The sequence below is a fragment of the Nocardia brasiliensis IFM 10847 genome (genome assembly GCF_000710915.1).
Lineage (GTDB): Bacteria > Actinomycetota > Actinomycetes > Mycobacteriales > Mycobacteriaceae > Nocardia > Nocardia brasiliensis_A.
On record NZ_BAUA01000161.1, the window covers coordinates 95,077 to 121,291 of the forward strand.

Here is a 26,215-nt window from a genome sequence, read left to right on the forward strand (position 1 = left end):
CCGGTAGCCTCGGGTGCCGTGACTGATCAGCAGCTGGTGGATCAGCGGGCGAACGGGAGCGGACCGCACGCGAGTGAGGCGCCTTCCGGCACGGCGTATTACGTCGCCCCCGGCCCGCTCGCGCCGGACCTGCGCTCGGCCGACGCCCGCGATCGGCCCAGTCGCAACGACTCGCTGACCGCGCAGCTGTCCACGGTGATCGGCGGTCCGGTCGGCGAGCACGCGCTGATCGGCCGCGCCCGGTTCTGGACGCCGATGCGCGTGCTGCTGGCCTTCACGGTCGTGTTCCTGGCGTTCGGCTGGTTCGGCAAGGCGGGCTGCATCCAGCAGACCACCACCGCCGACGGCGCGCTCACGCTCGATTGGAACAACGGCCGCCAGTACGTCGCGATGTGCTATTCGGACACCGTGCCGCTGTACGGGGCAGAGCGGTTGAACGAGGGCGCGTTCCCCTACAAGAAGTTCTGGATCGAGCAAACCCCCGATGGCGGCCGCGAGACGAGGTACATGGAGTATCCGGTGCTGTCCGGTCTCTACCAGTACCTGTCGATGCGGATCGCCAAGGCCTGGGACATGACGCCGCTGCCGGGCGCGTTGCAGGTGGTGATCTACTTCAACGTCGTCGCGATCGGCCTCGCGCTCGCCTGGCTGGTCACGGTGTGGGCGACCGCGCAACTGGCCGGGCGCCGGGTGTGGGACACGGCGCTGGTCGCCTGTTCGCCGCTGGTGATCGTGCACATCTTCACCAATTTCGACGCGCTGGCAACGGCTTTGGCCGCGACCGGCCTGCTGGCCTGGGCCCGCAGGCGACCCGCGCTGGCCGGGTTGCTGCTCGGGCTCGGCGGCGCCGCCAAGCTGTATCCACTGCTGTTGCTCGGCCCGATCGTGCTGCTGTGCCTGCGCACCGATCCCATGCAGCGCATGCCGAGCACTCAGGCCGGACTGCGGCTGCGCGATATCGACAGTGTCGCGGCCGCACTGGACTGGGTACGCGAAACGCCCTACCGCGTGCACCTGCTCGGCACGCGCCCGCTCGGCGCCGCAGCGGTCACCGTCGCGGCCGCGCTCGGCACCTGGATCGTGGTGAATCTGCCGATCGCCGCGCTGTACCCCACCGGCTGGCGAGAGTTCTTCCGGCTCAACACCTCCCGGCACGCCGACCCGGACTCGATCTACAACGTGATCACCTCGTTCACCGGCTGGGCCGGTTTCGACGGGCAACTCGCGCACGGCGAGCCGCCGGTGATCCTGAACGCGGTATCGCTGCTCGCGTTCATCGCGGCCTGCGTGGCGATCGGCTACATCGCGCTCACCGCACCGCAGCGCCCCCGGCTCGCGCAGCTCTGCTTCCTGGTGGTGGCGGCGTTCCTGCTGACGAACAAGGTGTGGAGCCCGCAGTATTCGCTGTGGCTGGTGCCGCTGGCCGTGCTCGCGCTGCCGCACCGCCGCATCCTGCTCGCCTGGATGACCATCGACGCCCTGGTCTGGGCGCCACGTATGTTCTACTACCTCGGTCTGGACAAGAAGGGCCTGCCCGAGCAGTGGTTCACCGGCACCGTCGTGCTGCGTGACCTCGCGGTGATCGCCTTGTGCGCCTTGATCGTTCGCCAGATCTATCGCCCCGGCGAAGACCTGGTGCGCCGCGACTACGTGGACGACCCGATCGGCGGCATCGTCGACCGCGCGCCCGATCCGCTGCTGCCGTGGCTGCCCGAGGTGCTGCGGCCCCGGGTGGCGCCCACCCGCGAATGGCAGCCGCAGGTGGACGCGTCCGCTCAGTGGGTGCGCAGGTAGCGCGCCAGCCGCTCCGGTTCCTGGATGAGCAGGTCCAGGTCGAGCTGCCACGGGCTGCCGGTCCACGGATCGAACAGCGGCGTCCCGGCCACGGTCGGCAGGTGCCGGCACGACTGCGAGAGCATCGCGACCGTGGTGTCGGTGGAGTCGGATTCGTCGCTGCCGACGATCACCGTGGACAACCCGATCAGGTCGCCGCGCATGATCAGCGAGCCGATCCGTTGCGCGTCCGAACTCTGGTAACCGTGCGGGAAGTCGGCCGCGATCAGGATCCGGTGTTCGCTCGGCGGGCTGCCCATTCCGCTGGTGAACGCGAGCTCGGCCAGTTCGGCGGCCTGGACCAGTTCCTGTAGCCGCGCCGAGATCTCCGTGTGGTCGGTGATCGGCGGACCGTGCAGCACCGGTGCGAGCGGCTCGGTGAAGCTGGTGAAGGCTCCGGTCAGATCGATGATGTCGACCACGGTGCGCCGGTCCGGCGCCGCGGTGAGCAGCCGAGCGAGCAGCGCGCCGACCACCGGCGCGACCGCCTGCGACGACTCGGTGTCGATCCACAGCGGCCGATTCAGCGGCACCGGAACGCAATACGGCACCCGCAGCGCACCGCGTTCTTGCGCGTACAGCTCACCGAGCCGGATGCCGTCGCTGGGCGCCACCGGTTTGTCCCACGCCGGCGCGTCCCAGGACGCCAGCGCGGGCGGCAACATCAGGTCGGCATCGGCGAGCTCGCGGATGAGCTGTTCGCTGTCGCGCTGATGATTTCGTTCGGCGGTGGCGATCAATTCGTCGTTGCGCTGCTGGGCGGCGCGGCGGGCCGCATCGGCGGCCGGAGTGTTCCTGATCGCGGGATCGGAAACAGCGGCGGACAATTCGTGATCGAGCCGTTTGGCCGCGTAGTCGCGCGCGGAGACCAGCGCCGCGGCCGAACGAGCGGCGTCCTCGAAGATCATCCACAGCCGTTCCAGGCCGTGCCCGACCTCCGTCGGCGTGGCGGTGACCGCGCGGGCCTCGCTCGCCATCGGACCGGCCATGGTGTGCGCGACCGGGCCCGAGCGGGGCGCGTCGACCGGCTGTGGCACGTCACCGGTCTGCGCGGCCGAACCGGTCTGCGCGGCCGGATCGGCGGGCTCGTCCTCGACGTCGACGCCGTGCGCGCTCAGCAGCACCGCGAGCCCGCCCGCATAACCCTGTCCAACCGCGCGCAACCGCCACTCGGGCCCGCGCCGGTACACCTCCAGGCAGATCAGCGCCGCCTCACCCGCGGCCGGGCTCACCACGAATTCCGCTGCCGCCGAATCATTTTCGAACAGCGTCGCGGTCACCGTGCCGAGCCCGCCCGTCCGCGCGGGCACCGCCGGGTCGGCGCTGACCACCAGCAGCACCGCCTTGGCGTCGGCGCGGACCTCGGCGAGCGTGACGGTCACCTCGGCGTCGGTCAGCGCCACGCCCGCGGTGGCGGGCTGGTTGTAGAAGACGAAATCGTCCGAGGAGAACACCTTCAGGTTCTCTGCTACCACCAGTGCCGAAACATCCAGTGCCGCTTCGGCGTGCGCGCCGAACCGGACGATATCGCCGGTCAGCGGCATGTTCTGACCGGCTTTGAGTTGAATCACGTTGTCTGCCTTGCTGTCCGCGCTGCCGAACTCAACCGTTCTGCAGGAACCGGCCGAGGTGCGGCATCGCCTCGCCCGGATGCTTGGCCGCGAAGCCTTCACCGAGCGCCTGCATCTTCCAGTCGTTGCCGACCCGGAAGACCTTGGCCATCGCCATCGCGGTGAACGGCATCCCGCCGGCCATCGTGTACCGGGCCAGTTCGGCGTTGTTGGAGCCATCGACCAAGCGGCAGAAGGCATTCTGGATCTGCTCGAAGGTGTGGCCCTTGTACGAGGTCACGATGAACACCAGCGTGCTCACGTGCGCCGGGATGCGGGTGAGGTCGACCAGGATCACCTCGTCGTCGCCCTCGCCCTCACCGGTGAGGTTGTCGCCCTGGTGCCGGATAGAGCCGTCCTTGGAGGTCAGCTGCCCGTAGTAGGCGACGTCCACCGGGTTCATATCGGCGAACAACACCACCGACGCGTCGAGGTCGACGTCCACGGTGCGGTTGCCGAACATGCCGCGGCTCTTCACCGGATCCCAGCCGAGGCCCATCTTCACGAAGGTCAGGGCGGTACCGCCCTCCTTGCGCAAGGTGACCCGCTGTCCCTTGGTCAGGCTGACCGGGCGATCCTTGCTGAGGCTGACCTCGGCCGGCGGCTGCTGCGGGGGCGGCGCGACCGGTTGCCCCGGCTGCTGGAATCCCTGCGGCTGGCCGGGCGGCGGGTACTGACCGCCCGGACCGGGCGGCGGCGGGTAGCCGGGCCCCGGCGGCGGGTAACCCGGGCCGGGCGGTGGGTAGCCGCCCTGCGCGAACTGCGGGTCCTGCTGCGTCGGATACGCGGGCGTGGTGGGCGGCGGGTAGTTCGGCTGCTGCTGCGGGGGCGGCGGCTGCGTCGGGTACGCGGGCGGCGGAGGCGGCGGCGGGGCAGCCTGGGCGGCGGGCTGCGACGGCGAATCGTCGACCGTCACGCCGTGGTCGGTGACCAGCGCGGCGAAACCGCCGGCGTAGCCCTGGCCGACGGCACGCACCTTCCAGCTGCCCTGCCTGCGGTAGAGCTCGAGCGCGATCACGATCGACTCGCTGCTCAATCCGTCGATCTGGTACTCGTACAACCGATTACCGGCCGTGTCCGACACGATCGCGGTCGGCGCGGGGAACCGGCCGAAGTTGCTGTTCGCGTCGTCCAGCGTGATCACCGCGCGGATCTGATCGATCTCCGGCGGCACGGCGTTCAACGACACCGCGAGCGAGGCGGGCTGTCCGGCCGGCGCGGGCTGCAGGTTCACCCCGGGGCCGCTCGGCTGGTTGAAAAAGACGAAGTCCGCGTCGGAGCGGACCTTGCCCGTTTCGGTGACCAGCAGCGCGGACAGATCCGCCGGCGCCGTGAGCTGGATGGACACCACCACGTCGTTCGTGGCCAACGGACCGTTTTGGCCCTTGGCGAGTGTTGCGGACAAGTTCGACCCTTCGCTTGTCGGTGCGTTCGATGCCACTCTACGAGAAACGTGCGGGACACGGTTCAGGTAAACGCCGCCCGGCCCCGTCAGTTCTGCGGGCATACCGCCTGCATTCACCCCGGATGGACCGGATCTGTGGATAGAATCCGTCGCGCTGCGCCTATCAAGGTGACGAAACGCGGGCGGAATGTGGCGCGATTACCCCATATTCACTGACAAGAACAGCAGGGCAGACACCCACATGGCGCAACTTTTCGAACAATCCAAGAAGGTGATCGAGGCGCACCTGGCCGGAACCAGCCTGCGCGCGATATCCGGCTCGATGATCGCCTACGAGGGCAACGTGCAGTTCAAAGCAGCCGGTTTCGGCGGCGGCGACGGCGTGATCGCCGGACTCAAGCGCCGGGCCACCGGCGAAAAGCTCTCTCTGATGGAGTGCTCCGGCAACGGGCGGGTGTTCTTCGCGGTCAACGGCCAGCACGTGACCGTGGTGAATCTGAACAACGAGACCCTTCAGGTGGAATCGCAGCAGCTGCTCGCGTTCGCCGGCAACCTGCGCACCGACGTGCGCTTCGCCGGCCTGCGAGGCGCGTCGACCGGCGCCGGCCTGTTCACCACCACGGTGACCGGTCAGGGTCAGGTCGCCCTGTTGTCGGCGGGCGGTCCGCTGATCCACCTCGAGGTGTCACCGCAGTATCCCTTGGTGGTCGACCCCGACGCGTTCGTCGCGGCGCGCGGCAACCTCAATCAGTCGTTCATCACCGATATTTCGTGGCGGACCGCGGTCGGCCAGGGCGCCGGCGAGACGTTCTCGCTGCGCTGGGACGGCCAGGGCGTGGTGTTGATCCAGCCGGCGGAACGGTAAGGGCGGGTAGATGTTCGAGAAAGTCAACGGCAAGGTCGTCAAGGTCAACGTCGGGATGTCCGGCGGCGTGGTCGCTCGCACCGGCGCGATGCTGTTCTACACCGGCGACGTTTCCTTTGCGCCGCACCAGATTCCGGGCGGCCAGGGAATGGGCGGCGGCGGTGGGCTGATGCGCATGGCGGGCCGCATGATGGCCGGTGAGCACGAACGCACCATGCTGGCGCAGGGCAACGGCGAGGTGCACTACGGCTACGCCGGGCTGGAAGTCCACGTGGTGCATATGCAGCCGGGTGCGACGCTGCGGGTCGAGGCCTCACGGCTGCTCGCGAACACCGCCGGGCTGCAGAGTTCGATTGTCTCCGTGATGAGTTCGGGCGGGGGCGGTGGCGGCGGCGGACTCATGGGCGCGCTGCGCGGCGCCGCCTCGGGTGCGCTCACCGGACAGGGCATGTTCACCACCCAGCTCTCCGGTCAGGGCTCGGCGGTGCTGCTGGCCCACGGCGGCTTCCTGGAATTGCAAGTGGGCGGGCCGAATCCGATCGTGGTCGATCCGCAGGCCTTCGTCGCCGCGTACGGCAATGTGCAAACCGAGCTGAAGACGGCACTCAGCTGGCGCGACGCGGTCGGCCGCGGCGCGGGCGAGGCGATGCAGTTGCATTGCGTCGGACAGGGTGTGGTGTACGTGCAGGCCTCCGAAGAGAAGTTGTGACCATGGCTGACATCTTGAACCCGATGAATCTCGGGGACAGCGACAACATTCCGGGCAACAGCTACGCGTACTGCATCGACCTGAACAAGCCCTGGTTCATGCGCAAGGGCGCGATGATCGCCTACTACGGCGACATGCGCTTCCAGACGCTCACCCACGGTCTGCAGGGCGGGCTGCTGCACATGGTGTCGCAGCAGTTCTCCGCGCCGCTGTTCACCGGCGACTACGTCGTCGCCGAGGGCCACGGCAAGCTGATCATCGGCGACCGCGGCTACGACATCAATTCCTATGACCTCGAGGACAACGGCAACCTCACCATCCGCGCCGCGAATCTGCTGGCGTTCGAGCCCGGTCTGTCGCTGAACCAGTCCATCGTGCCCGGCTTCCTCACCTTGATCGGCACCGGCAAGTTCCTCGCCTCCTCCAACGGGCCGGTCATGTTCGCCGAGCCGCCGCTGCGGGTCGACCCGGAATCCCTGGTCGGCTGGGCCGATTGCCCGTCCCCCAGCCATCACTACGACCAGCGCTGGATCGGCAGCTTCCTGGCCGCGGGCGCGGCCCGGTTCGGCGTCAACTCCGGTGAGGAGCGTCAGTTCGATTTCACCGGCGCGGGCACGGTGCTGATCCAGTCCAGCGAGAAGGTGCTCAGCGACGAAATGCTGGTCCGCACCATCGAGGGACAGATCCAGAGCGGTATCACGCCGCCCGGCCTGCAACGGCTGCAAGCCACCATCATGCAGCAACTCGGCAACCAGCAGCACTACTGACCGACGACCGACGACCCGGAGGAGGGCGGATCCTCCGCCGGGTCGTTCGTTCGGAGGATCCGCAGCGCCGCGGCGCCCGATTAGTTTTCCGGCAGGACTACTTGCCGGGAGGCCGCCATGAGCGTCGGGTTGCTGATCGCCGTCTTCGTCGGCGTGCTCGTGCTGATCGTGAAGCGGTTCGCCGGGGAGCCGGTGGACGCGCGGGACACCTTCCTCACGCCGTTGATCCTGGTCGGCATCGGCGGATACAGCGTCATCCATGTCGACGGACTCGACGGCACCGATATCGGGTGGCTGGTGATCGGGGCGGTGATCGGCATCGCGTTCGGCGCGGTGCGCGGCACCACCACCGTCCTGTTCGAACGCGACGGCTACCTGTGGCAGCGGTACACGGTGAAAACCCTTGCCGTATGGGGTGTCTCGGCCGTCGCGGGTTTCGGCGTCAGCGCGCTCGGCAGCGTCATGGGCATGCATCCGCAGGCCCGTCCGATCACACTCTCGATCGGCGTCGGCATGCTCGGCGAGATGCTCACCCTCGGCCTGCGCGCGCTGGCCAGCGGCGTCCCCTTCGCCCCCGCCAAGCCCACCGGCGCGTCGTCCGGCAGCACCGGCGCACAGGGCAACTCGCCGACCCTCGACCGTTTCCTCCGCAACCTCGGACACCCGGGCTCGGCCCCGCCGCGCGAGAGTCGTTCCCAACAGCAGCAGCGGTCCGATCGCTTCCCGCAGTACCGCCACCCGTCCGACGCTCAGCACGAACACCCGAGTAGGTCAGGCGACGCCCGACCCGACCGCTTCCCGACGGACCCCGAGCGGGAGTACTACCGATGCGGACCCGACGCCCTTCGGCAGGAACGCCCGGGAGGGTCTGTACCCCCGCTCGACCACTCCCCCACCTTCCGCGACGGCGTCGACTGGCTACGCGCCCGCCGCCGTTGAGGGCCGTTGCCGAATTCCCGCACACTGTCCAGCTTTCGCACTCATAGTGGCCGGCCAGAGCGGGTGCGTGGACTCGCAGCGGTCCGTGGGCTCAGCATCGGCCCGGGCGGCGAGAAGCATGCATGCAGTCAGGGGGTTCGGCCGGAGAGGCGCGACATCAAGGCACGGCGGGAGGCGAGAGCCAGGCGGCGCGCAGGATGGCCGGGATCGCGGAACGGGTTGGGATCCAGCCGAGTTCGCGGTGCGCCCGAGTGCTGTCGCTGACCAAACGGGGTGGTTCCGGCTGCGCCGATCGGTATTCGACGGGGATCGGCCGCCCGGTCACCTCGCGCGCCGCGGCGATCAATTCGTTGACGCTGGTGCCGGTTTCGCTGCCGATGTTGTAGGTCCGGCAGGGCACCGGCACGTCCCGCTCGACTGCGGCCACGAACGCCTGTGCCGCATCGTGGATATGGACGTAGTCGCGGACGGCGGAACCGTCACCGTTGACGGCCAGCATCGGACTCTCCCCCGCGGCGGTGGCCAGGATACGCGGAATGATCCTGGTCGGATCGCGATCATCGCCGCCCGCGATGTTGAACAGCCGCAGCACGATCGCGTCGAGCGCCCCGGTGGCGGCATGGGCGGCGATCACCGATTCGGCGGCGTGCTTGCTCGCCGCGTAGGGATGAGACGGGTGGTCCGGCAGATCTTCGGACATCGGCTGTACCTCCGGCGCCCCGAAAACCGCCGCGGTGGAGGCGAACACCAGCTTGCGCACCCCGCATTCGCTCATCGCCCGCAGCAGCGCGACGGTGCCGCCCACGTTGACCTCGAAGTAGCCGAGCGGATCGGCGAACGATTCACGCACCCGGGTGCGCCCGGCCAGATGGCAGACGATGTCCATGTCCCGGACGGCCGCGCTGAGCGCGGCGATATCACGCAGGTCGGCACGGCGCACCGGCACTCCCGGCGGCACACCCGCGCGTTCGCGCCGGACCGACCCGACCACCTCGTGGCCGCCGTTGCGCAGCGCGGCGACCACCGCCCCGCCCAGGTAACCGTTCGCCCCCGTCACCAGAACCCGCACGCTTCTCCTCTCGGCACCTGATAGTGCCAGGCGGCGGTCAGTTGTAACCGCTGAACTCCCACGGGTCGTGCGCGCTGAACACCGAGACCTCGTCGCCATGGTCGCGCACGAGTTCGCGCAGCCGCGCCCGGGTGCCGACGCGTAGGTCGTGATGCACTTCCGAGGTGGTCTGCACCACGTCCATCACGGGGTGCGGTTGATAGGGCTGGGTCAACTCGCGGTGATAGTAGTAGGCATCGCCGCAATGCAGCAGCCACCGTTCGCCCTCGCGCACAGCGACTCCGGTGTGCCCCGCCGTGTGCCCGCCGAGCGGGACGAGCTTGAAGTCCGACGGCAAACCCGTCAACGGTGTTGCGCGGAAACCGAACCAGTCTTCGTCGCCGTCCGGGTGATAGGTGACCCAGTCCGGGCCGTGCGCCCAATGTGCTTCGCGGTAGCGGAAGTTCGGCCCTGCTGCCTGCGCCGCCGCCAGTTCGGCGGCGAGCACGTGCACCTTCGCCTGCGGGAAGTCGGGCAGACCACCGCAATGGTCCACGTCGAGGTGGGTGAGGATGATGTGCCGGACGTCTGCGGGCGCGTAGCCGAGGCGGGCGACCTGTCGGATCGCGGTCTCTTCCGGGTCGAGCAGCGGCTGGGCCATGGCTACCCAGTCCGCGCCGAGCGTGCCTTCCGGGTCGCGGACGTTGCCGAGCCCGAGCCCGGTCTCGACGAGTACCAGTCCGGCCGAATCGGTTTCGACCAGCAGGCAGTGGTTGACCGCGGGTGCCGGCTGCGGTCCCGCGTACGTCGCGTCGATCTGCCGCAGCGATCCGCAATTGAGGTGGTGAATGTTCATGGCGACTAGTGTTCAACTTGAAGCGCGCTTCAAGTCAAGGAGAACCGTGGCCGATACTTTGCTGGACATCGCCGAGGTGGCAGACCGCTGCGGCCTCGCGCCCTCGGCGCTGCGGTTCTACGAGCAGCGCGGCCTGATCGCGTCCGCGGGCCGCAACGGCCTGCGCCGGACCTACCATCCGGACGTGCTCGGCCGCCTCGCGATGATCATCTGCGCCCGCGAGGCGGGCTTCACCCTCGCCGAGATCACCCGATTCACCCGCGCCACCCCGGGCGACACCGATATCCGGGCGAACATGGCGCAGAAGGCTCTCGATCTGGAGGACGACATCGCGCGGCTCATTCGTATGCGCGACGGTCTGCGCCACGCCGCCACCTGCACGCACGAGGTGCTGGTGGATTGCCCGGAATTCAAGCGCACCCTGGCGAATCCGGCCCCACGCACCGCCCGGACGCGGAAGCCGGCGAGCACACCACGACGCCGTTCCGGCGCAGCCTGACTCAGTCCTGCTGCGGCGGTGAGCCCTTGATGAACCAGTTGATGATCTCCTCGCCCGCGAGGATGCCGGTGGCCCGGGTGATCGTGAGGTTCGGGTGGGTCCAGTTGAGATGTTCGAGTTCGCCGTGCCGCGGGCGAATGGCATAGTCGGCCGCACGCAACATCTCGGCATCGAGCGCACCGTCACCGGCGGCGAAAGTCCTCGACTCGGTGGCCAGTTCGCCCGACTCGAGCAGCCTGCGCCGCACCTCGGCGACCGCGTGGCTCTTGCAGACCACCTGCGGCATCGTGTAGATCTTGCGGCCTTGCTGCGAGGCGGACCAACCCCGGGGACGGCACCATGCATCCCATTCGGCGAGGAAACCCTCGGGCACTTCTTTCGGGCGAACCACCAGGTAGCAGAAGAGATCGTCGGCGACCCGGAATTTCGACACCCACGAATCGCCGATGCGGGCGCGGAGTTCGGTGGTGATCTCGGACAGGGTCGCACCGCCCGCGCGCACCTTGGCGTCGATATCGATGCGCCAGCGCAGATCGGGCACGCCATCGACCAGAATGTTGCCCCCGTTACTGGTGATGGCGTAACGCCATGGCGCGCCGGGCAATTGGATGCGATTGAACTGTTTGATGGTGCGGGTGGTGGTCGGCACGACCGCGGCAGGCTGCGTGAGGGTCTGCATGCGGAGCGCGGCGGCGGTCGTCATGAACGACAGCGGGGCGCCCTCGAGGTGCTCCACGCAGACCGTCGGCACCTCGGGGTGCGCGCTGAACGCGTTGCGCGAGTAGATCATCGTCCGGTCCAGGTCGGTGGCGACCAGCGTGTGTCTTCGTAGTCGACCCAGCTCCATCATGCACCCAGCTCCATCATCCAGTCGGTTCCATCATCATCTGCGCTGCTCGGTCACGACTGCACGTCCTTGATCAGCCCCATGCACGAGTACGCCAGGCCGGGCACCACCTCGACCGGCACCCCGCGCGCGGCGGCGAGCAACCGGATGTGCGCGTGTTCGGGTGCGTCGGCCTCGCGCACCAGCACCCGCCACGGCAGTCGGCGCAGCAGCACCCGGGTGGTCTCGCCCACCCCCGGCTTCACGAAATTGACGCTGGTGATGCCGTATTCGGCCCGCACCTGCTCGACCGACGCCCAGCCGGTCCAGGTGGGCGTGCGCACCCCGGCGCGGACCGCGGCGACGGCGCCGGGCACCCGGTCGCGAACCGCGTCGAACGCGGCGGCCACGGTGTCCAGCAACCGGTTCGACACGTCGTCGCCGGCCAGTTCGCGATAGAACTTGGCGCCGTGGAACTCACCGGGCCCGATCAGTTGGTCGTTCAGCACGGTGCGCGAGATCAGGCCGGAGACAGTCGAATTGAGGCAGGCGGAGGCGATGAGGAAATCGTCACGGGTGCCGTAGGTGCGCACACAGTGCCCCGGGTCGGCGAGCACGGCGAGTTCGTCGTTGAAGCGCGCGCCGCCCGCCGCATGGTAGGCGTCCAGCGCTTCGGTCAGCTCGTGCGTGATCGCACCCTTGCCGGTCCAGCCGTCCACGAACACGATGGAAGACGGATCATGATGTGCTGCAAGGTAATCCAGCGCCACCGCGTCGATACCCCGACCGCGCACGATCGAGACGGCATAGTGCGGCACATCCAGCGACGGCAGGTCGGCGGCCCGCCCGGACCGCAGCCAGCGCCGCATCAGGATGCCGATCGGCGTCCCCGCCCGCGCGAGTGAGACCAGGACGATATCGTCGCCGCGTTCGGCCACCACGAGTTCCGCGACCGTCGCGACCGCGAGCGCCAACCGCTCGGCGCTGTCGGCGAGCACCTCGTCGAACAGCGCGCGATAGGCCGCGTCGGGCTGGTATTCGATCGGCAGCGATTCCGCGTAGTGCGCCACCCCGGCTTGGATGCGCCGTTCCCGCTCCACGACATCGGCTTCCAGGTCGACGGCGGAGAGATCCTGCAGCAGCCAGCACACCTCGTCGGCCGCGTACGAACCGAATTCCGGGCCGTACAGCGGCGTCGGCAGTCCGGAGGCCGCGGCGGCCGCCGCGGTGCCGGTACGCAACTCGGCCCGCGCCGCATCGAGCGCCCGCGGATCCGCGCCGGGCAGCACCGCGACGACGACGTCGGCGCCGGAGGCGGTCAGCACATCCACCAGACCACCGTCGGCGACCAGCTCGTCGGTGTCGGCGGGCGGATCGATGACGACCAGCAGCACCGGATCGGCGTCGGTGTCGTCGTCCCACTGCGCGTTGTACAGATACCGCGGCGCCTCCCGATCCGATTCCGGTGCGGTGAACCGGAATCCGCGCCGCAGCGGATACCCCGGCTCGTTCAGCACATACGCGGGCGAACGGGTGGTCGTCTGGTATCGCACCGGCGTACCGGCCTCGGCGAGTTCCGCCGCCAGGCGCAGCGGCAGATACATCAGCTCCTCGTGCCCGAGCACGATGACCGGCCGAGCCGGGAACTGCGCGCCGAGCCGAGCGCGCAACAGGTCCGTGGCCGTCGCGAGGGCCACGTCGAACGCCGCGAGGTCGGCGCGCAGCACACCGTGCCGACCGCCCTCGGGCACCGCTGCGGGCCAGGGCAATTCGAGGCGGGTGAACGAGCCGCGCTGTGCGGCAACCGGATTGAGCGTGGCTTCAGGGAGTGCGGCGACCGCGTCCACGAGTCCCGCGGGCAGTACGGTCTGCCCCGAGGCCAGGCAGACCGTGTCGATCCGGCCGCCGATATCGGCGGCCGCCTTCTCGAATGCGGCACGGTCGGCCTCGACCCGCATATCCACCAGCGAGGCGAGCACATAGTGCGAACGCGGCGAAAAAGCATGCAGCGCCCGAATTGCGTCGAGTGCCGTAGCGCCCGTGGATATTTCGTCGTCGACCAGAACCAGCGGCAGATCGTTGACGAAGATGTCGGCGGGTACCGGCTGCAGTTGATGCGAGGTGGCGTGCGAATGCCCCTCTTCGAAACCGGTGAGCGTGTCGGCTTCGGCGACATCACGCCTGGTCGAATGCAGATAACCGACGGCCCCGATCCGCGCCGCGACACAGTGGCCGAGTCCCGTTGCGGTCTCGGCGAATCCGAGCACCAGCGCGTCGCGCGCACCGAGCAGTTCGCGCACGAGATCGCCCAGCCGGTTACCGCCCTCGAGCACCACGCGGGGGTCGGTGGGCAGGTGCTTCCCGAGCACGGTGGAGACGAGCAGGTGCGCACGGCGCTTGTTGCCCCGCCGCAGCCCGGGCTGGATCAACGCAGCGATGTCCAACTCCGCGGGCAGCACCCCTACCGGGGCGGTGCCGAAGGATTCCGCGTGCTCCAGCTGGATGCCGAGATTCTTTGTAGCCCAGGGAGTTTCCATCATCTCGAGGGCGGCGCCGGTCATACCTTCACCAATGCGGTCAGCAGATCCACGAACGACACTCCCTTGTTGGCCACGCCGAACACCCTTGCGCGCAGCAAGGTCTGCCTGGCCCAGCTGCGATGCGGCCGCATCTCGTTCATCTTGTTCCGGTAGCCCGAGGCCGCGACCCCGCCGACATCGACCTGCAGGATGTCCAGCGCGTCGGAGTACTCCTCGTGCGTCACCACCGAGAGCGCGTGCACCGCCGCCACATGCGACGGATGGATCACCGTCTTGCCCTGGATGCCGTTGGCCCGGTCCAGCGTGATCTCCCGCAGCAGGCCGTCCAGATCCCGGCTGACCAGGTACTGGCGGAACGGCACCGCGTCGGATTCCTCGAACGGCGCGGTGCGCAGCAGCGGCCGGAACATGCGCTCGTGGTCGGCGAAGTACTCCCAGACCGGGCCGGTGATGACGAAACCGGTGCCGTCCGCGCGGCCCAGATAGTTCACGATGTCACCGATCACGTCGGCGACCACTCGCACGTCGTAGATGGTCAGGTCGCGGTCGCGCCGGATGCCGAAGGTCGAGCACATATCGGTGGCGCCGACCCGCACGGCCAGCACCCGGTCACGATGCGCGCCGAGCAGTTCGGCGATCCGGGTCAGCTCCTGGTCGCGGGTCTGCCGGTGCACCAGGCCCGCCGATTCGAGCACCGGCATCCCGTAGATCGGCCGATCCAGGCGCCGCACCGCCGCGCTCAACGCCTCCAGATAGCGCGGACCCGTCGTGCTGTCGAACTTAGGGAAGACGAATCCGGTCAGCACCGAGGCGCCGGCGTCCAACTGCTCGACGATCTCGGTGATGGTCTCCGCGTCGCGCACCCGGACGAACAGCAGCGGATTCGAATCCCCGTTGTGCGCCAGCGCATCCAGCGTCCGAACCGTCTGCGACTTGGCCAGTTCGACCTCGTGATCGGCGACCGCGTCCTCGAGATCGATCACCATCGAGCACACGCCGCGTTCGGCGCGTTTGCTGATGGTCAGCGCGAGGTCCGGCCGGGTGGCCGGTGCGTAAAGGGTCGCGCCCAGCGCGACCGCCAGTAATTCCCGATCGGTGTGGTCGTCGCCGAACGGCTCGGGCTCCCGATGGAAAAGACTCCGTGCGTCCGGACCATGCAGCTGCCGAAAGTGGCGCAGCGGCATTCGCTTCCGCAGGGAAACTTCCCGCTGGACGGCGATGCCTGCGGTCATCGTTGGTCCATCCTCATTCTCGTCGTGGTCCTGCTTGTTTTCTCATTCGATCTACCACCCCGGCTATGAAATCCATGACGGTATCCAGCTCCGTCACATACGCCCAATAGTCGGGGTGCCGCCCCGACAGGCTCTCGCTGATTCGATCGATCCGTACGGCCTGCGCGTCGAGCACAGAACCCCATTCCGGGACGAGCTCGCGACTCACCGCGAGCATTTGCGCGTCCCGCAGCCGAAATCGTACGGCCTTGGCCTTCTCTTGCGGGTCGGACCGGACTTCTCGCAGCAAAGTCAGCCGTTTCGTGACGGCGTCGACCTGCTGCTCGGCCTTCGTGAGATACCCGCGGGCGGACGTGGTCAGATCAAGTGCAATCTCCGGGTTGTTCTCCGCCGCTGCCGCACGTGCCCGGGCCAGGGCATCGTCCGCGGCCTCGATGGCTCGCTGGCTTTCCCGCTCATTGTCAGCTAAGTCTGCCGAACTCGCAGCATTGAATTCGCGCAGTAGAGCCGAATAGGCCGGGCCGAGCCCCTCGGCCCTGGTCCGGACCGCGGCCAGCCGGGTGGTCACCGAGGCGACCGCGGTTTTCGCGGCGGCGGCCCGAGATGGGGCCTGCGCCAACGCTTCTGCCAACGCCTTGGTGGTCGCCTCCAGCCGGTTCGCGGCGTCGCGCACCGCGCCGGCCGGCGCCCCCGGACCTGCGGCTTCGAGTGTGATGAGGGCCTCATCCACGGCTTGGGCGCGTTGGCGGACCGAGGGATAGTTCGCGAACTCCGACTCGGCCGCCTGCCTGCGCACGCCCGCCGCGCTGATCTTCACCTGCTGGGCCAGCTGCGGCACCGTAGCGAGCACGCCGACCGCCTGCTCGAGTTGTGCCTGGTTGGCGCGATAGAACTCGTCGACGGCACGGGCCGCCTCGACCAGCTGCCTGGTCACGGTGTCGGCCTGCGCCTGCCCCTGGGGCATCGGGGTCGCGTCGCGTTCGACCTGCTCGAGCTGCTCGGTCAGGGTCAGATACGCGCCCGACGCGTCGTAGCAGCGACTGCGCACCGGCTCCCAGCGCGCGGCCAGGCGCCGCTCCGGGAACACCTGCTCGGAGGCGTGCACCGCCGCCTCGGCCGCGCTCTGCCGTCTGTCCATGTCGAGGAACGCCGACGCCAGCGACTGTCGCGCCTGCTCGATCCATTCGCTGTTCCCGGCTGAGCGGAACCATCCGCGCCTACGGCCTACCACGCCCCGATCTTAGAGATCTCCTCTGTTCACCGGGGGTTCTGCGGGTTCCTACGCAAGTTCGCGGAAACCTACTACTGTCGTAAGGCGTACCCGGCGATTCGGACATGCTGGGAACCAATGACGGACTATTGAAAGGGAATCCCGCATGGGTGTCAGTTTGTCCAAGGGCGGCAATGTCTCGCTGACCAAGGCGGCGCCTAACCTCACCAATGTCGCAGTCGGCCTAGGGTGGGATGTGCGGACCACCACCGGTACCGACTTCGACCTCGACGCCAGCGCGATCGCGACCGGCGCGGACAAGAAGGTGCTTTCCGACCAGCACTTCGTGTTCTTCAACAACCTGAAGTCGCCCGAGGGCGCCATCGAGCACGCGGGCGACAACACCACCGGTGAGGGCGAGGGCGACGACGAGGTCATCAACGTCGACCTGGCCAACACCCCGCCGACCATCGAGAGCATCTTCTTCCCGGTCTCGATCTACGACGCCGAGACCCGGCAGCAGTCGTTCGGTCAGGTCCGCAACGCGTACATCCGCGTCGTCGACCGCAGCAACAACAACGAACTCGCCCGCTACGACCTCACCGAGGACGCCTCGACCGAGACCGCCATGGTGTTCGGCGAGCTGTACCGTAACGGGGCGGAGTGGAAGTTCCGCGCCATCGGCCAGGGCTACGCCTCCGGCCTCGCGGGCATCGCCCGTGACTACGGCGTGAACGTCTAGGAATAATCCGCGGTTGTAGGGGGCCCGGCGACGGGCCCCCTCGTCGTGCTCGCAGGCTTGTCCGATTTGTCGGGAACGCTGACGGGCGCAGCACCGTTGGACAAGCGAGGGTTCTCCGGCCACGCTGGTACCGGCGGCGCCATCTCGGCTACATCAGATAAAGCGATCGGACGGCAGACGTCCGGCCGACGCAAACGAAAGGTCCCCGCGTGGTCCTGCGAATTTTCGGCATGTCCATCATCGTGACGGTGCTGTCGCTCGTCGTGGCGTTCCTGTACGGCGGACCCACGGCCCTGGCACTCGCCGCGATCCTCGGCATCCTCGAAGTATCGCTCTCCTTCGACAACGCTGTCATCAACGCGACAGTGCTCGAGCGGATGAGCGCGTTCTGGCAACGGATCTTCCTCACCATCGGCGTGCTGATCGCCGTGTTCGGCATGCGCCTGGTCTTCCCGCTGGCGATCGTATGGATCACCGCGGGCCTGGACCCGGTGAAGGCCCTGGATCTGGCGCTGAACCCGCCCGCGGACGACGCGGCCTACTTCCCGAACGGCGATCCCAGCTACGAGACCCTGCTCACCGACGCGCATCCGCAGATCGCCGCGTTCGGTGGCATGTTCCTGCTGCTGCTGTTCTTGAACTTCATCTTCGAAGAGCGCGACATCACCTGGCTGTCCTGGCTGGAGCGTCCGCTCGCCAAACTCGGCAAGCTCGACATGCTCTCGGTGGTCGTCGCGAGCGCGGGCCTGATCCTCACCGCGGAAATCGTCACGGCCGAGGAAGACCGCTCCACCGTGCTGCTGGCCGGCCTGCTCGGCATGGTCACCTACATTGTGGTGGACGGGCTCGGCTCGATGTTCCACACCGAGGAGCACACCGGCGACGGTCCGTCGGAGCTGGTCAAGGCCACCGGTAAGGCCGGGTTCTTCCTGTTCCTCTACCTCGAGGTGCTCGACGCGTCGTTCTCCTTCGACGGCGTGATCGGCGCGTTCGCCATCACCTCCGACCCGATCATCATCGCGCTCGGCCTCGGCCTGATCGGCGCCATGTTCGTCCGTTCGATCACCGTCTACCTGGTGCGCAAGGGCACGCTCGCCGAGTACGTGTACCTGGAGCACGGTGCGCACTGGGCGATCGGCGCGCTGGCGATCATCCTGTTCGTCTCGATCGGCGTGCACGTCAACGAGCTGATCACCGGCTTGGTCGGTATCGCGTTCATCGGTGCGGCGTTCGTCAGCAGCGTGCTGCGCAACCGGCGGGAGAACGACAAAGAAGTCGACAGCGAACGAGAGCCGACCCCGGTAGGCTGATTTTCGGCAGGCAGCCGAAAGACTCGTGCGGCAGCGGCCCCTCCTGCGGGAGGACCGCTGCCGTTCCCATTTCTTCCGAGGGGATCGCGCCATGGCGACCGACAGCAACGCCGGTGGGGTCAACCTGTCCAAGGTGACCCTGTCCAAGGCCACGCCCAGCATCAATCTCACCAAACCCGGTGAGCAGCAAGGCGCCATGCGGGTGAACCTGAACTGGTCGGCCGGCTCGAAGGGTTTCTTCCGGCGATCCAAGCCCGTCGACCTCGACCTCGGCTGCCTCTACGAATTGGCCAACGGCAACAAGGGCGTGGTGCAGGCGGTCGGCAACAACTTCGGCTCGCTCGACGCCGAGCCCTACATCCAGCTCGACGGGGACGACCGCAGCGGCACCGCCGCCGGCGGCGAGAACATGCACATCAATCTCGCTCGCCCCGAACTGTTCCGGCGCATCCTGATCTTCGCGTTCATCTACGAGGGCGTGCCGAACTGGGCGGCCGCCGACGGGGTGGTGACCCTGTACCCGACCTCCGGTCCGCAGATCGAGGTCCGGCTCGACTCCCCCGTCGACGGCGCCCGCTCGTGCGCGATCGCCCTGCTGCAGAACCAGGGCAGCGGCATCACCGTGCATCGCGAGGTGCACTACATCAACGGCGCCCAGCAGCAGATCGATGAGGCCTACCGCTGGGGCATGAACTGGCATCGAGCCAGCAAGTAGCTCAGCGCGCCGCGAGCACGGGGCGCGGCTTCCGTGACCGCGCCGCGGCAGGTCTGCGCGACGCGAACACCATGCCGAGTAGCCCGACGCCCAGGCCGGCGAAGGTCAACGGCCGCACCGGCTGATCGATCAGCACCCAGGCGAGCACCGCGGTGACCGCGGGCGTGGCGAAGAACAACCGGCCGACCCTGGTGGCGTCCCAGTACCGCAGCATGGCGTTCAGCAGCAGGAACGCGGCCATCGAGTTGACCAGCACCATCCAGGTGAGCGCCCCGGCGAAGCCCGGCACATCCCACACCTCGAGCTGACCGGTCAGCACGGCCAGCACGCCGGCGACCGGTGCGCTAACGAGCACGTGCACCGCCGTCGACGCCCGCGGATCGACCGCGGGGACGAATCGCTTCTGATACACCGTGCCGATGCTCAGGCCGAGCAGTCCGAGCACGCACAGCAGCAGGCCGATCATCGAGAAGTTCGATTGGTCGAAGACGGCCAGCCCGACCCCGACCCCGCCGATCCCGAAGCCGAACCATTGCCGCGCCGAGACGCTTTCGCCGAGCACCCCGGCGAACAGCGCGATGACCACCGGGTTCAGCCCCTGGACCAGCGCGATGACCGCGGCGGGCACGTGCTCGTTCATCGCGGTGTAGAAGGCGCCGAACTGCACCGCCTGCATGAGCAGCCCGGCGACGGCGACGTGGCGCAGTTGTCTGCCGCGCGGCCAGGTGGCGTGCACCGCAACGGCATACGCCGCGAGCAATAGGCCCGCGACGGCGAAGCGAGCGAACAGCACCGTCATCGGCGGCGCCGCGCCGACCCCGATGATTCCGGCGATGAAGGCGCTGCTCCACAGCACGACGAACAGCGGTTGCACCGCCACCGCCAGGAATCGAGTCCGCACGTACCCTCCCAAACTAACCGTCTTAGATGGTTACTACCGTGACAGCTCGTCGAATAACCTGTCAAGGCGGTTACTATGAGCGGGTGTTCACCTTCGTCAGCGGCAACCTCGCCTTGGACTTCGCGGGCACGGTCAAGGCCCGCAGCACCACCTTCGACGACGGCCTGCGCACCCCGGCCGACCTCGCCGACTGGTTCCGCGCCGCCGAACTGCTCGACCGGGTATCCGATTGCGACGCCGCCACCTTCGCGCAGGCCGTGCGGTTGCGCGAGGCCGCGTACCGGATGGCCGTGGCCAAAGCACACGGCGAAATCTTCGCCGACCCGGACCGCCGGCTCGTCAACGAGCTCGCCAAAGGCGAAATCCCCATGCTCAACCTGCGACCCGACGGCACACTGCGCCGCTGCGGCCCGCCCGCGACCGCACTCGCCGCGATCGCCCGTGCCGCGATAGAACTCCTCGGCGGCACGGCCACGGTGAAGGAATGCGGCCGTGCCGCGTGCACCCGCCTCTACGTGGACGCCTCCCGCGGCGGCACCCGCCGCTGGTGCGATATGACCATTTGCGGCAACCGCGCCAAGAGCGCCGCCTTCCGCGCGCGGCACACCGCGGAATGAGGCACTGAGCAGCACGTTCGACAGATATTCAGCTCACGTTGACTCGGCTCGCGATGCTGGAGCCGTCGCGCCCGCCGGGAGCGGCGATCCGATGTGAACTGGAGGAAACGCCAATGACCACCACCCCGAATGTGCTGCTCGTGCACGGCGCCTGGGCCGACGGCTCCGCGTGGAGCAAGGTGATCGAGCGCCTGCACGACCGGGGTCTGGGCACCGTGCTCGCCAGCCAGCTGCCGCTGCGCGGCTTCGCCGAGGACGTCGCCACGGTCACCCGGGACCTGGACACCCTCACCGGGCCGACGCTGCTGGTCGGCCATTCCTACGGCGGCGCCGTGATCAGCCAAGCGGGCGCAGGGCGCTCGGATGTCAGTGGACTGGTTTTCGTCGCCGCCTTCACCCCGGACGCGGGGCAGTCCGCGTTCCAGCTCAACCAGGAATTCGGCCAGGACCTGGCCAGCGGCGCCGACCTGGTGAACATCGGTTCGGCCGAGACGCCGGACCTGATCATCGCCCGCGACCGCTACCACGCCGACTTCGCGGCCGACGCCGACCCGCGCGAGGCCGCCGTGCTCGCCGCCACCCAGAAGCCGACTTCGGTACTGTCCCTTGCCGGTTCGGGCACCGCGACCCCCGCGTGGCAGACGCTGCGGCACAACACCTGGTACCAGATCTCCGAGCTGGATCAGATGATCCACCCCGATCTCGAGACCAAGATGGCCTATCAGGTGGCCACCGAGGACCACATCGTGTCGCTGGCGACCAGCCACGCTTCGATGATCACCCAACCGGACGCGATCGCCGATCTCATCGTGCGGGCCGCCGCCGGGTGAGCCTGGCCTACGGTCAGTCGGCGGCCGACGGGGGCTCATGGGTGTCGATCAGGGCGAGATACCTTGTCGCGCCCATTCTCTCAGCCAGGTTGCGAGCTTCCCGGCGCAGTTCGACAGCGGCTTCGGGCCGGGCCGCGGCCAGTTCGAGCAGCGCCGGGACCAGCTCGACCGGGGAGTCGTAGCGGCGCAGCTGCTCGACCGCCCGGCTCAGCAGATCCGCGTCGACGCCACCAGGCGCCGCCGCGGCCAGCGCGCGCAGCGCCCGGCCCAGCGTCCCGGAAGTGTTCCACCGTTGCGCGAGTTCGTATTCCGCGGCCGCGAGTTCTGCGGCCCGGGCCTGCTCGCCGAGCCCTACCAGCTCCAGCGCAGCGGAACTGCGCCACGGAATATGCGCCGGATTACTGATGCCCACCGCGCCGACGCGGCGGCCGCAATCCAGGTAGTGCGCCACCGCCTGGCGCGAATCCCCTTGTGCCGCACAGAGCATGCCCCTGACATGGAGGACGACGGTCCACTCCCAGGTCTCCGGATTCGCCTGTTCGGCGACACTGTCGAGCCAGCGTTGCGCCTCGGCGAGCCGGCCGAGACCCAGCAGTGCGTGCGCGTATTGAGCGACCAACGCCAGTGGTGGCCGGATGGATTCGTCGTCGAGCACCCCGACGGTCGGCGCGAGCACACGCAGCGCAGGGCGGTACTCACCGCAGCGCAGCAGCACTTCCGAGTGCAGGATCAGGCGATAGACATCGATGGTGCCGAAGTGGTGCTCCCTGGGTTGCGCGCTGAGCTGTTTCGCCAACGCCAGATCGCCCGACCACATCGACAGGTGCGCGAGCAGCCCGACCAGCTGCTGCGGCAACGTCGCCCACCCCCGGGCCGGATCCGCCTCGGTGGGAAAGCGCGCGAGCGTTTCGCGCGCGGAGTACCGGACACCGAAGGCGTCGTCCCAGGTGAGCACCGCCGTGCTGATCTGATCGGTCGCTCCCGCCGCGCGCTGCTCCGCGACGAACCCACGCCAGCTCGCGGCGGTCAATCCGGCGACCGCCCAGGAGGCGGCGCGAATATCCCGTGCCGCCAGCGGATCTCGCTGTTCGGTCTCGGCCAGCACCGTACCGAGCAACGTCATCGCGGCGCCCGCCTGCCAGCGGGTCGACATGGTCCAGGCCAGCGGGATGAGCGCGGTCGGCGTGACGCCGCGTTCGCGCTGGCTGTGCAGCGCCTCTTCCAAATGTGCGCGCGCCGCCGCCGGATTGGTCCACAACTCCAGCTGGCCCAGGCGCACCAGGATGTCGTCGCGGCCGGCGGGCGCGGTGATCCGTAAGGCGGCCGCCAATTGCCGTACCGCATCTGGAATCAGCCCCTGGCGCAGGCATTCCTCCGCGGCGTCGAGCAGCACCACGGTCCAGCGCGCGTACTCGGCGCCGACCAGATCATGCAGGATGGCGGCGACCTGTCTGGCCGAATACCCAGCGCTGCGGGCCTGTTCGGCCGCGGCGATCCGGAACCGGTCGGCGTCTTCGCGGCGGCACAGCCAGCGAATCGTGTTGCCGATCAACGGATGCTGGAACTGCGGCGGCGACACCGCCGCCAGAATGCCGGTGGCGGCGAGTAGTTCACAGCGATGCCGCACCTCACTCACCGGTTCGGCGCACGCGGCGGCGAGGATCTCGAGGCTCGGCCCGACCTCCTGTAGCACGGCGAGCGCGCGCAGCATGACCACACCGCGCGGCGCGTAACGGCCGAGCAGCCGGCTGATCGACCGCGAATAACAGCCTTCGGGCAGGAACTCCGGGATCCGGCCGGGATCGCGCATGGTCAGCAGATCCGCGATCAGCGCGCCCGCCAGCAGCGCAATGCCCGCCGTCGCCCGCTGGATTTCAGCGGCCAGCCCCGGTGGGCAGCGCATGCCGGTGCGCTGTTCGTACAGGCCCTCGATCGCGAGCACGCTCAACCCGCTCAGTCGCAGAATCGCGACGGCGGGCGGTTCCAGTAGTCCATGCAGCGCGAGAACCGCGGGCTCCCAAGCACGTTCGTCCAGTGCGAGAATCAGCAGCACCGGCATGCGGCGCAGCCGGGGTGCCGCCGCGGCCAGCACGCGCGCGGATCGCTCGTCCATCAGGTCTGCGCCGTCCACCACGACGACCAGCGGTGCCGCGACACCGGAGGCTTCGAGCAGACTGGCGCACAACACTTCTGCCGCATGAGCATCGGACTCGGCGGGCTCGAGCGCGGTCTGCGCCAGTTCGGCGATCAGCCCCAACGGCGGCGCGACATCCCACGGCGGCGTCAAATCGATCCGCCGCACCCCGGCCGACCGCCGCACCACCGCATCGAGCAGCTGCGACTTGCCGAACCCGGGCAGCCCCGAAATCACCAGCAGCCCACCGCTGCCCGTCGCCGCCCGCTCAACCCACGCCCCGATCTGCACCAGCTCCCACGCCCGCTCGAACACCACGGGTGCCGCCGGATCGATCCCGGCCCGCCCACGCTGCGCGCCACCCCGCGTCGGGTACGTCGACGCGGCGGCCAGCCCCACCCCGGCCATACCCGGTCCTGCCGAGCCAAGGGGATGCCGCTCCTCGACGGCCGGGTCGACCGAACCAGCGGGCGAAGGCGCCCACCCGCCGGCGGGATACTCCGAGCCCGCACCAGCAAGCGGTCCGCCCGCAGCCGGGTACGCCGAGCTCCTCGGCAGGTCCGTGTCGCCCGGACTCGTATCCGCCGAGGCCGGCGGATACGCCGAGGCTACGGTCGGGGCGATCACCGCCGCGGGCGGTTGTGCGGGCTCCGCTGGCGTCCGCGTCGACGTAGCGGACGAATTCGCCACCAGTACTGACGGTTTCGGTGCAGCCAGCGGTCGGCGCGCCCAATCCGCGGTCAGGTGCACCGAACCCACCGGCGAGCGGGCCGTGTCCGTTGCCGCCCCGGTGTGCTCGATTCCGGATGCGGAACGCGGTGGCTCCGCTGCCCGCTCGGCCGGATCCACAGTTGGAGATCCCGCCGAACGCACCGGCGCCGAGGCAGGCGGTGCCGCGGGTTCCGGCCACAGGGTGGAGACAATGCCGAAGCGCTCTGCCGTGCCGGTGCGCGGCGAGTCGGACTCGATCGCTCCTCGCGGGACCCCGGGAGGCCGAGGTTGTTCGAATGTTCCTGTGCCGGAGAGGATTTGCTCGTGCAGTCGGCGTAGTTCCAGCCCCGGTTCGACGCCGAGTCGATCCACCAGCAGGTTGCGGGTTTCCCGGTAGACATCCAGCGCTTCGGATTGACTGCCGCGCGCATACAGTGCCCGCATCAACACGGCGCGCGGGCGCTCGCGCAACGGGTGCTCGGCCGTGAGCACCCGCAGGCGATCGATCACCTCGTCGGAACGACCCAGTGCCACAGCGACATCCAGGCTGTCCTCCACCACGGCGAGCCGCCGCTCGGCGAGCGCTGCCCGCTGCCGCTGGGCGAAGGGGCCGGGCAGGCCGGCCAGCGGTTCACCGGCGTAGAGCGCGAGTGCGCGTGCGTAGCGGTCTTCGGCACGAACCAGGTCGCCCGCTTCGCGCGCCCGGCTCGCCGCTGCGACCAGTTTGTCGAAGACACCGAGGTCGAGCTGTTCGTCATCGATCCGCAGCTGGTAGCCGCCGTGGCCGGACAGCAGCACGGTCGGCGGGGTGCGCGGCGGGCGATCGGGCTCGAGCACGCGGCGCAGCGCGGACACATAGGTCTGGATCACGCCGACGCCGCTGGCCGGCGGCACACCGTCGTACAGTGCCGTGAGCAGGCTGTCCGCCGAAACCCATTGCCGGCGCCGGAAAGCCAGCACACTCAGCACCGCCCGACGCTGCGGCGGGCCCAGCGGCAGGACTTGGTCCCCGCGGTGCGCTTCGACTCCGTTGAGCAGCGTCAACCGAACGACGGATGGCGGGTGCGCGCCCGTGTCCACCTGGTCCATCCGTACTTCACCGTCCTGCTCCACCACCAACCCGACCAGAGTAATCGGACCAGCACTGTTTCACTTGATGGCGGTTCGCGAAATCGCAGCGCCCTTGCAACCGGTCCGCGACCGCCATAGACCAGGCGTGCACCATCCGAGCTGGATATTTGGCAAGCCGCAGGCAACCGCCGGGGTGGTCCCGCCACGTTGTGCATCGAACCGATCGGTGACGCACTTCGCAGTGCAACCCCGCCCGCACCCAGCCACTCAGGCCGGAATCAACTCACCAGGGGCGAACCGCGGCACCGGCGGCTGAACCGGACGGAAACCCCGAGGCACCGCACGCAGGAAGAGGAAGAACAGCGCGACCAGCAATACGGCCCGGCCCCATACCCCGAACTGGACGACCTTCTCCATCGTCTCGTAGGGACGACCCGAACCCAGCGCGTAGAAGTATCGGAACACGCCGACGCCGACGGCCGCGTCGGCCACCAGATACGCCCCGATCAGCGACCACGGCACCTCGAGCAGCACCAAGAACGGCACCAGCCACAGCGTGTACTGGGGCGAATGCACCTTGTGGAACAGCAGGAACGCGCACAGCATCGCGCCGCTCACCGCGACCCACGGGAACACGCCTGTCCCGAGATACCGGTTCCAGCCCAGCCACATCGCCAGCGCGAACGCGGCGAGCACCAGCGTCGGCGACGCGAACGACACGACCTCCTGGAACACCGCCTCACCGGCGGTGTCGTGCTCGAACAACGGCCGAAGTCCCCAGTACCAGATGGAATTCGTGGTGATGTCGGCCTGGCGCAACTGCTGGAAGGTGATCGACGCCCGCC

21 protein-coding genes and 1 pseudogene are annotated in these 26,215 nt (G+C 68.7%); 11 read left to right on the forward strand and 11 right to left on the reverse strand.

Translation table 11 applies throughout. The features are described 5' to 3' along the window. Window positions 1–18 precede the first annotated feature (18 nt). A complete protein-coding gene (locus tag NBRGI_RS31605; RefSeq protein WP_051728180.1) occupies window positions 19–1,794 on the forward strand; it encodes a glycosyltransferase family 87 protein in 1,776 nt (591 codons plus the stop codon). On the opposite strand, the gene NBRGI_RS31610 is transcribed toward NBRGI_RS31605, so the two are convergent. Then, window positions 1,776–3,404: a TerD family protein gene (locus tag NBRGI_RS31610; protein ID WP_051728177.1), complete on the reverse strand. Its 1,629-nt coding sequence runs from the start codon at window positions 3,402–3,404 to the stop codon at window positions 1,776–1,778. The genes NBRGI_RS31605 and NBRGI_RS31610 overlap by 19 nt on opposite strands. Before the next feature lie 31 nt (window positions 3,405–3,435). After that, window positions 3,436–4,848, reverse strand: a complete 1,413-nt coding sequence (locus tag NBRGI_RS31615; RefSeq protein WP_029900845.1) for a TerD family protein — start codon at window positions 4,846–4,848, stop codon at window positions 3,436–3,438. A 241-nt stretch (window positions 4,849–5,089) separates the two neighbouring features. Here NBRGI_RS31615 and NBRGI_RS31620 point away from each other — a divergent pair, with 241 nt between their 5' ends. The 4 genes from NBRGI_RS31620 (at window position 5,090) to NBRGI_RS48815 (ending at window position 8,128) form a co-directional block, all read left to right on the forward strand. Next, on the forward strand, window positions 5,090–5,713 hold the full coding sequence (locus NBRGI_RS31620) for an AIM24 family protein (RefSeq protein ID WP_029900846.1): 624 nt from the start codon (window positions 5,090–5,092) through the stop codon (window positions 5,711–5,713). 10 nt (window positions 5,714–5,723) lie between these two features. Beyond that, window positions 5,724–6,422 carry an AIM24 family protein gene (locus tag NBRGI_RS31625; protein WP_029900847.1) on the forward strand — a complete coding sequence of 233 codons (699 nt, stop codon included), beginning with the start codon at window positions 5,724–5,726 and terminating at the stop codon, window positions 6,420–6,422. Between the two features lie 2 nt (window positions 6,423–6,424). Beyond that, complete coding sequence (locus tag NBRGI_RS31630) at window positions 6,425–7,189, forward strand: AIM24 family protein (RefSeq protein ID WP_014989055.1); 765 nt, start codon at window positions 6,425–6,427, stop codon at window positions 7,187–7,189. A 117-nt stretch (window positions 7,190–7,306) separates the two neighbouring features. Continuing rightward, complete coding sequence (locus tag NBRGI_RS48815; RefSeq protein ID WP_063726335.1) at window positions 7,307–8,128, forward strand: hypothetical protein; 822 nt, start codon at window positions 7,307–7,309, stop codon at window positions 8,126–8,128. Between the two features lie 157 nt (window positions 8,129–8,285). On the opposite strand, the gene NBRGI_RS31640 is transcribed toward NBRGI_RS48815, so the two are convergent. Both NBRGI_RS31640 and NBRGI_RS31645 read right to left on the reverse strand, forming a co-directional pair. Further along, window positions 8,286–9,197 (reverse strand): NAD-dependent epimerase/dehydratase family protein, encoded by a 912-nt coding sequence (locus NBRGI_RS31640; RefSeq protein WP_036561644.1) that lies wholly within the window; start codon window positions 9,195–9,197, stop codon window positions 8,286–8,288. 37 nt (window positions 9,198–9,234) lie between these two features. Beyond that, entirely contained in the window at window positions 9,235–10,032 is a 798-nt protein-coding gene (locus tag NBRGI_RS31645; protein WP_029900850.1) for an MBL fold metallo-hydrolase, read from the reverse strand. Between the two features lie 46 nt (window positions 10,033–10,078). On the opposite strand from NBRGI_RS31645, the gene NBRGI_RS31650 reads away from it, so the two are divergent. Further along, window positions 10,079–10,531 (forward strand): MerR family transcriptional regulator, encoded by a 453-nt coding sequence (locus NBRGI_RS31650; protein WP_029900851.1) that lies wholly within the window; start codon window positions 10,079–10,081, stop codon window positions 10,529–10,531. Window position 10,532: 1 nt separating this feature from the next. On the opposite strand, the gene NBRGI_RS31655 is transcribed toward NBRGI_RS31650, so the two are convergent. From NBRGI_RS31655 to NBRGI_RS31670, 4 genes are read right to left on the reverse strand one after another with little or no spacing between them, the layout of a single operon-like run. Beyond that, window positions 10,533–11,381 carry a hypothetical protein gene (locus NBRGI_RS31655; protein WP_029900852.1) on the reverse strand — a complete coding sequence of 283 codons (849 nt, stop codon included), beginning with the start codon at window positions 11,379–11,381 and terminating at the stop codon, window positions 10,533–10,535. A 50-nt stretch (window positions 11,382–11,431) separates the two neighbouring features. Further along, on the reverse strand, window positions 11,432–13,918 hold the full coding sequence (locus NBRGI_RS31660; RefSeq protein ID WP_081878314.1) for a phosphoribosyltransferase: 2,487 nt from the start codon (window positions 13,916–13,918) through the stop codon (window positions 11,432–11,434). Then, window positions 13,915–15,129, reverse strand: a complete 1,215-nt coding sequence (locus NBRGI_RS31665; RefSeq protein WP_195091468.1) for an HpcH/HpaI aldolase/citrate lyase family protein — start codon at window positions 15,127–15,129, stop codon at window positions 13,915–13,917. Before NBRGI_RS31665 ends, NBRGI_RS31660 begins: the two co-directional genes overlap by 4 nt. Before the next feature lie 13 nt (window positions 15,130–15,142). Continuing rightward, window positions 15,143–16,360, reverse strand: coding sequence for a hypothetical protein (locus tag NBRGI_RS31670; protein ID WP_081878315.1), 1,218 nt, complete (start codon window positions 16,358–16,360; stop codon window positions 15,143–15,145). Between the two features lie 145 nt (window positions 16,361–16,505). Here NBRGI_RS31670 and NBRGI_RS31675 point away from each other — a divergent pair, with 145 nt between their 5' ends. The 3 genes from NBRGI_RS31675 to NBRGI_RS31685 all read left to right on the forward strand — a co-directional run bounded on the left by NBRGI_RS31675 (window position 16,506) and on the right by NBRGI_RS31685 (window position 19,106). After that, complete coding sequence (locus NBRGI_RS31675; RefSeq protein ID WP_029900856.1) at window positions 16,506–17,081, forward strand: TerD family protein; 576 nt, start codon at window positions 16,506–16,508, stop codon at window positions 17,079–17,081. Window positions 17,082–17,290: 209 nt separating this feature from the next. Continuing rightward, window positions 17,291–18,391: a DUF475 domain-containing protein gene (locus NBRGI_RS31680; protein WP_029900857.1), complete on the forward strand. Its 1,101-nt coding sequence runs from the start codon at window positions 17,291–17,293 to the stop codon at window positions 18,389–18,391. 91 nt (window positions 18,392–18,482) lie between these two features. Beyond that, window positions 18,483–19,106 (forward strand): TerD family protein, encoded by a 624-nt coding sequence (locus NBRGI_RS31685; protein ID WP_029900858.1) that lies wholly within the window; start codon window positions 18,483–18,485, stop codon window positions 19,104–19,106. Between the two features lies 1 nt (window position 19,107). Here NBRGI_RS31685 and NBRGI_RS31690 read toward each other — a convergent pair whose 3' ends face one another. Beyond that, the gene (locus NBRGI_RS31690) at window positions 19,108–20,007 is read right to left on the reverse strand and encodes a DMT family transporter (protein ID WP_235211160.1); all 900 of its coding nucleotides are present in this window, start codon (window positions 20,005–20,007) and stop codon (window positions 19,108–19,110) included. Between the two features lie 83 nt (window positions 20,008–20,090). Here NBRGI_RS31690 and NBRGI_RS31695 point away from each other — a divergent pair, with 83 nt between their 5' ends. Together NBRGI_RS31695 and NBRGI_RS31700 are read left to right on the forward strand one after the other, a co-directional pair. Then, window positions 20,091–20,624: a CGNR zinc finger domain-containing protein gene (locus NBRGI_RS31695; protein WP_029900860.1), complete on the forward strand. Its 534-nt coding sequence runs from the start codon at window positions 20,091–20,093 to the stop codon at window positions 20,622–20,624. 113 nt (window positions 20,625–20,737) lie between these two features. Then, the gene (locus NBRGI_RS31700; RefSeq protein WP_029900861.1) at window positions 20,738–21,454 is read left to right on the forward strand and encodes an alpha/beta fold hydrolase; all 717 of its coding nucleotides are present in this window, start codon (window positions 20,738–20,740) and stop codon (window positions 21,452–21,454) included. Window positions 21,455–21,467: 13 nt separating this feature from the next. Here NBRGI_RS31700 and NBRGI_RS45580 read toward each other — a convergent pair whose 3' ends face one another. After that, window positions 21,468–25,415, reverse strand: coding sequence for a BTAD domain-containing putative transcriptional regulator (locus NBRGI_RS45580; RefSeq protein ID WP_029900862.1), 3,948 nt, complete (start codon window positions 25,413–25,415; stop codon window positions 21,468–21,470). A gap of 222 nt (window positions 25,416–25,637) precedes the next feature. Next, window positions 25,638–26,215 (reverse strand): annotated as a pseudogene (locus NBRGI_RS31710) (hypothetical protein); the annotation flags it as partial.

Bases quoted from the DNA above. Each gene is read 5' to 3' on its own strand.
- NBRGI_RS31625 (WP_029900847.1), top strand. From the start codon at position 5,724: ATGTTCGAGAAAGTCAACGGCAAGGTCGTCAAGGTCAACGTCGGGATG.
- NBRGI_RS48815 (WP_063726335.1), top strand. From the start codon at position 7,307: ATGAGCGTCGGGTTGCTGATCGCCGTCTTCGTCGGCGTGCTCGTGCTG.
- NBRGI_RS31675 (WP_029900856.1), top strand. From the start codon at position 16,506: ATGGGTGTCAGTTTGTCCAAGGGCGGCAATGTCTCGCTGACCAAGGCG.
- NBRGI_RS31665 (WP_195091468.1), bottom strand. From the start codon at position 15,129: ATGACCGCAGGCATCGCCGTCCAGCGGGAAGTTTCCCTGCGGAAGCGA.
- NBRGI_RS31630 (WP_014989055.1), top strand. From the start codon at position 6,425: ATGGCTGACATCTTGAACCCGATGAATCTCGGGGACAGCGACAACATT.
- NBRGI_RS31645 (WP_029900850.1), bottom strand. From the start codon at position 10,032: ATGAACATTCACCACCTCAATTGCGGATCGCTGCGGCAGATCGACGCG.
- NBRGI_RS31655 (WP_029900852.1), bottom strand. From the start codon at position 11,381: ATGATGGAGCTGGGTCGACTACGAAGACACACGCTGGTCGCCACCGAC.
- NBRGI_RS31685 (WP_029900858.1), top strand. From the start codon at position 18,483: ATGGCGACCGACAGCAACGCCGGTGGGGTCAACCTGTCCAAGGTGACC.
- NBRGI_RS31700 (WP_029900861.1), top strand. From the start codon at position 20,738: ATGACCACCACCCCGAATGTGCTGCTCGTGCACGGCGCCTGGGCCGAC.
- NBRGI_RS31620 (WP_029900846.1), top strand. From the start codon at position 5,090: ATGGCGCAACTTTTCGAACAATCCAAGAAGGTGATCGAGGCGCACCTG.
- NBRGI_RS31660 (WP_081878314.1), bottom strand. From the start codon at position 13,918: ATGACCGGCGCCGCCCTCGAGATGATGGAAACTCCCTGGGCTACAAAG.